2 protein-coding genes are annotated in these 6,002 nt (G+C 50.7%); both read left to right on the top strand.

The features are described 5' to 3' along the window. Nucleotides 1-2,782 (top strand): Ig-like domain-containing protein (locus QUA03_RS25760; protein ID WP_333216139.1); only part of this gene is annotated, 2,782 nt, incomplete at its 5' end. Between the two features lie 311 nt (nt 2,783-3,093). After that, on the top strand, nt 3,094-6,002 hold a 2,909-nt coding region (locus QUA03_RS25755; RefSeq protein WP_333216137.1), incomplete at its 3' end, for a choice-of-anchor Y domain-containing protein.

The raw sequence follows: 6,002 nt of genomic DNA, 5'->3' as shown, positions 1-6,002 counted from the left end.
CGTACAAGCTGACAACTACAGCATCTTGCACGACAAAGTTCTCAGCATTGCCGTGCCCGGAGTCTTAGGCAACGACTCCGACCCAGATTTGGACACGTTGAGTGCCGCCTTAGTTACAGCCCCGCTCAACGGTACGATCTCATTAAACAAAAGTGGCGACTTCACTTATACTCCCAAAGCCGGCTTTTCCGGCATAGATACCTTCACCTACAGCGTTAGCGACGGCGCTGCAACTCTCCCCGCTACGGTGAATATCAACGTTACTAACTTTCCGCCCACAGCACAACCAGACACCTACAGTACCAGTGCGGGAAAAGCCCTCAGCATTGCCGTGCCCGGAGTTTTAGGCAACGACTCCGACCCAGATTTGGACACGTTGAGTGCTGCGGTGGCCGCCAACCCGACTCAAGGGTCGATCGCCCTCAACAAAGACGGTTCTTTCACTTATACTCCTAACGCTGGCTTTTCTGGAACAGACACATTTACCTACACAGTCAGCGACGGAATAGTTAGCTCGGAACCGGCTACCGTGACTGTAAACGTCAACAATAACCCGCCTGTAGCCAATTCTGACAGCTATACTACTGCTTTTAATACGAGTCTCAACGTGACTGGTTTGGGAGTCTTAATCAACGATACAGACCCGGAAAACGACCCGCTGACGGCGATTCTGGTGACAAATCCGGCTACAGGGTCGATCGCCCTCAACCAAGACGGTTCCTTCAGTTACACTCCGAATGCTGGTTTTGCAGGGACAGACTCTTTTACCTACAAAGCTAATGACGGGAAAGCTGATTCTGCGATCGTCACGGCAAGCATTGTTGTCAATAACCCTCCGACTCCGACTCCGACTCCGACTCCAACTCCAACTCCGACTCCGACTCCGACTCCAACTCCCACTCCGACTCCAACTCCCACTCCAACTCCCACTCCGACACCTACGGAAACTCCGACACCTACGGAAACTCCGACGCCGACTCCTACGGAAACTCCGACTCCGACTTCGACGGAAACTCCGACTCCGACTCCGACGGAAACTCCGACGGAAACTCCGACTCCCACAGAAACTCCAACTCCCACGGAAACTCCAACTCCGACGCCGACTCCGACGCCGACTCCGACTCCGACGCCGACTCCGACGGGAACTCCAACTCCCACGGGAACTCCGACGCCAACGGGAACTCCAACGCCAACGGAAATTCCGACTCCGACTCCCACGGAAACTCCGACTCCCACGGAAACTCCGACTCCCACGGGAACTCCAACGCCAACCGAAATTCCGACTCCGACTCCCACGGAAACTCCGACTCCCACGGGAACTCCGACGCCAACGGGAACTCCAACGCCAACCGAAATTCCGACTCCGACTCCCACGGAAACTCCGACTCCGACGGGAACTCCAACGCCAACGGAAATTCCGACTCCGACTCCCACGGAAACTCCGACTCCCACGGAAACTCCGACTCCCACGGGAACTCCGACTCCCACGGAAACTCCAACGCCAACGGAAATTCCGACTCCGACTCCCACGGGAACTCCGACTCCCACGGGAACTCCGACTCCCACGGGAACTCCGACTCCCACGGAAACTCCAACGCCAACGGAAATTCCGACTCCGACTCCCACGGGAACTCCGACTCCCACGGGAACTCCGACACCTACTCCAGCAGGAATTCCTGTTGACTCTGACAGCGTTCGCGGCGGGGATACCGATTGCATTTGCGAACAGATTACCCTACCCGCGATCGGTTCGATTCCGGGCCCGAATTCTGTCGATCGCACTTTCAATGGCACTGACGGCGACGACTTCCTCATCGGCAGCAATCTCAACGACGTTATCAGCGGTTTCAACGGCGACGACATTCTGCTTGGCCAAAAAGGCAACGACAATATTTACGGGGGACTGCCCAGCAATATCCCCCTTGGTCCCAATGCAGACAAAGACTTGCTGTTTGGGGGCAATGGCAATGATTACCTCAACGGCGCCGGCGGCGACGATCGCATTTTCGGGGGTAAGGGCGATGATGTGGCGATCGGCGGCAAAGACGATGACTTGATTGGGGGCGACAAAGGCAATGACACTCTCGTTGGAGCTCAGGGTAACGACTGCTTGTTTGGAGGCAGTTTTGACCCGTTTAGCCCTGACTCGACTGGACGCGATTTGCTGTTTGGCGGTGCTGGTAACGACTTCTTGAACGGGGGAGATGCTGCGGATACTCTAAGCGGCGGCGAGGGCAATGATACTGTTTATGGCGGCAAGGGCAATGACGTTGTGGTGGGGGGTACTGGCAACGATCGGCTGTTGGGCGATCGCGGCAGTGATAGCATTTGCGGCGACGACGGGGACGATACTATTTTCGGAGACAGTGCGATCGACTTTAACGGCGAGCCTGATTCCCTGTGCGGTGGTGCTGGCAATGATTTGATGTTTGGCAACGGCGGTAGTGACAAGCTATGCGGCGAGCAGGGTAACGATACTCTCTATGGCGGTAAAGGCGACGATTGTTTGATTGGCGGTTTGGGCAATGATATTCTCAGCGGTGGCATTGGGCGCGATCGCTTTGTTTTAACAGCAGGTGAAGGCAGCGATATAATTACTGATTTCACAAAAGGTGAAGATTTGCTGGTGTTAGCGGGTGGTCTAACTTTTGCTCAACTTAGTATTACCCAAAATGCTAATGCAGCTTTCATCAGGATTGGTGAGAACGGTCAACTGTTGGCTGCTTTGAATGGAGTGCAAGCTAGTGCGATCGGTGTGAATGATTTTACCATCTTCGGGTAAGCACAAATTAATTAACTAAGGTGCGGAGTACGCACCTTAGTTAATTATGTAGGGTTCACAGCGTATAGCTTGCCGCTATGAGTAGTGTATCAAATCACGTTTTGCGTCCGGGAGTGCGATCGACAATAATCCAAGCTTTTGCTTGACACTGGTCAGCACTCCAGATATTATTTTAGTAATAAAAATGACTTAAACAAGCCACTGTACGGAGAAACTACTGACAGTGTATTTACGTAAATAAAATTTTAATGTAAAAAATTGATAGTAGTTGACCGCTAATACATAATCATCTCAAATTTAGGTGCATCTAGATGGGACAGATAATTATTAACGAATTCCGGCGCGCTACTGGAAACATTACAGGCAACGAGTATGTAGAGTTACTGCTCACAGAAGATGTAAGTGCAACTCAGCTTCAGAGCTATTTTGTAGGCGACTCAACTGAGGCAACAGCAGTTAAATATTCAGCTTATCGATTTACTAATATGGCAAGTATTGCTCCTGTGTTTAAAACAGGGACAATACTTACGGTTGGCGGTTCGCCTGCTGATCAAGAGATTGCCTACAACCCCATACCATCGGGAACAAACAATGATTGGAACATTCGATTGAGTCCCCAAGGTGGATTTTTGACAAAGCTACTCCCAGCCGGAAATTTTCATGGGGACTTCGCGGCTTCAGATGTTGTTTATGTTGATAATGCTAGCACTACAAATACAGATACAGTAGATTCGATCGCCTGGAGGACATCGGGGACACACGGAGCCTTTGGGAGTGCAGCTAAGGTGCAAATTCCAGCACCAAGTAACGGGGGTATTGTCGAGTTTTTCAGCGCTATTGGCGGGGTGAACAAAACTGCTAATTATGCTGTAAATAGTCCTGGCTCGTTGGGTTTGCCCAACGGCGGAATCAACACTATTTATATTAACAGTCTCCGCAACCCGCAGGTTAACATCGCTCCGAATTTGGCAACTCCTAATGTTAATCCGCCGATCGCAATTAATGAAGATATACCCAGCGCTGCTAACACAGGCTTTAGTATTTTTAACCTCACTAGCGAGTTAGGAAGTGACGCTAATGGCGATCCTTTGGGTGTCGCAGTCACCACGGCAGACAATACTAACGGTAACTGGCAATTTTCAACAGACGGCAATACTTGGACAAATTTCGGCACAGTGTCGGAAAGTTCAGCAACCGTGCTCGGCCCGACTCCTCTTTATAATGGCTTACTTGGTAACACTCCCAGTTCTCAAAATTGGCTGTCTTTGACTAACTCAAATTTTGCTTCTCCTACCGCTCCAGCTTCAGAATTTTTTAGCGGTAATGGAGTTAATTTAAACAGCACTACGGCTAATAGCATCTATGCTGGCTATACAAATAATCCTTTAAATTCGTCATTTCCTCTGCTCGATCGCACTACAGGCTTTAGCTTGTCTTTTAATCTGCAAATTATCTCGGAATCCCGCACTAATCAAGATCGGGCGGGTTTTAGCATTGTTGCCGTTACTAGCGATCGCAAAGCCATTGAAATCGGTTTCCAGCGGCTATCTGAAAACTCTGGCAATATCTTCGCACAAGGCGACGGCATTACTCCCAACCCAGGCGGACAAACCAACGGCTTATTTGTTCCAGCAGAGAATGTTGGTTATAACACCAATATTGCAACTGACTACACTCTCAGAGTTCAAGGTGACAATTACTTTCTTTCCAATGGCAGCGGTATCATACTAAACGGCCCGCTGCGCGATTATTCAGGATTTAGCGGCTTGATAGATCCTTACGAAAATCCTAATTTTCTATTCCTCGGTGACGGCACTACCTCGGCGCAAGCTAACATCAACCTGACGCGGGTTTCCCTGCAAACGCCTGCGAAAGTCCGCTTTCTACCCAACCCAGACTATTACAGTACCCCTGGAAGCGAACCAACAATTACTTTTCGGGCGTGGGATGGAAGTAACGGAGTGGGTAACGGTACTGCGGGCGTCAATGCTTCTGTTACCGGGGCAACAACGCCGTTTAGCACTAATAGTTTAACAAGTTCGATCGCAGTTAATCCAGTCAACGATCCACCTTCGTTTGTCAAAGGAGTCGATCGCACTCTCAGCAGCAATTCGGGGCCACAAACCATCCCCGGATGGGCGACTGCGATTTCTCCAGGCCCTGCCAACGAATCAGGACAAACAGTGGCTTTTCAAGTGGTAGGGAATGATAATGCTGCTTTGTTTAGTGTACAACCTGCGATCGACTCGGTGGGGACGCTAACCTTTACACCGGTGCCGGGGGCGATCGGCAGTGCTAATATCACTCTAAACCTGAGAGATAATGGCGGTATAGAGAACGAAGGACTCGATACTTCTGACACCCAAGCGTTCATTATCAATCTCACCAATCCAGGCACATTTAACTTTAGTGCTGCAAATTACAGCGTTAATGAAAACGGTCAATTTGCCACAATTACTGTTACTCGCACTGATGCTACTAATGTAACTGCTGTCAGTTACAGTACCAGTAATGGCACTGCTAATGCTGGCAACGACTATAACCACACATCGGGAACATTAAATTTTGGCATTGGAGAAACTACTCAAATTTTCACGATTCCAATTGTTGATGATGCGGCAATAGAAGAGGATGAAACTGTTAATTTGACTCTGAACAATCCCACTAACGGATCTGATTTAGGAGGGATTTATAGTGCTGTTTTGACTATTGTAGATACAACTCCAACTCCGACTCCGATACCTGCTGAAACTCCGACGCCAACTCCGACTCCGACGCCTGCTGAAACTCCGACGCCAACTCCGACGCCAATTCCGACTCCGACGCCAACTCCGACGCCAATTCCGACAGCGACACCTGCGGAAACTCCGACGCCAATTCCGACACCGACGCCGACGCTTGCGGAAACTCCAATTCCGACGCCAATTCCCACACCGACGCCGACGCTTGCGGAAACTCCAATTCCGACACCAATTCCGACGCCTGCGGAAACTCTAATTCCGACAGCGACGCCAATTCCGACTCCGACGCCGACACCTGCGGAAACTCCGACGCCAACTCCAACTCCGACGCCAACTCCAACTCCGACGACTGCGGAAACTCCAATTCCGACAGCGACACCTGCGGAAACTCCGACGCCAACTCCAACTCCGACGCCAATTCCGACACCGACGCCGACGCCTGCGGAAACTCCACTTCCGACGCCAATTCCTGCGGAAAC

Origin of the sequence: Microcoleus sp. S36b_A4 (assembly GCF_036700645.1) — a bacterium.
GTDB lineage: Bacteria > Cyanobacteriota > Cyanobacteriia > Cyanobacteriales > Microcoleaceae > Microcoleus.
The sequence above is the reverse complement of the archived record's forward strand: the minus strand, read 5'-3'. Positions and strand labels throughout refer to the sequence as shown.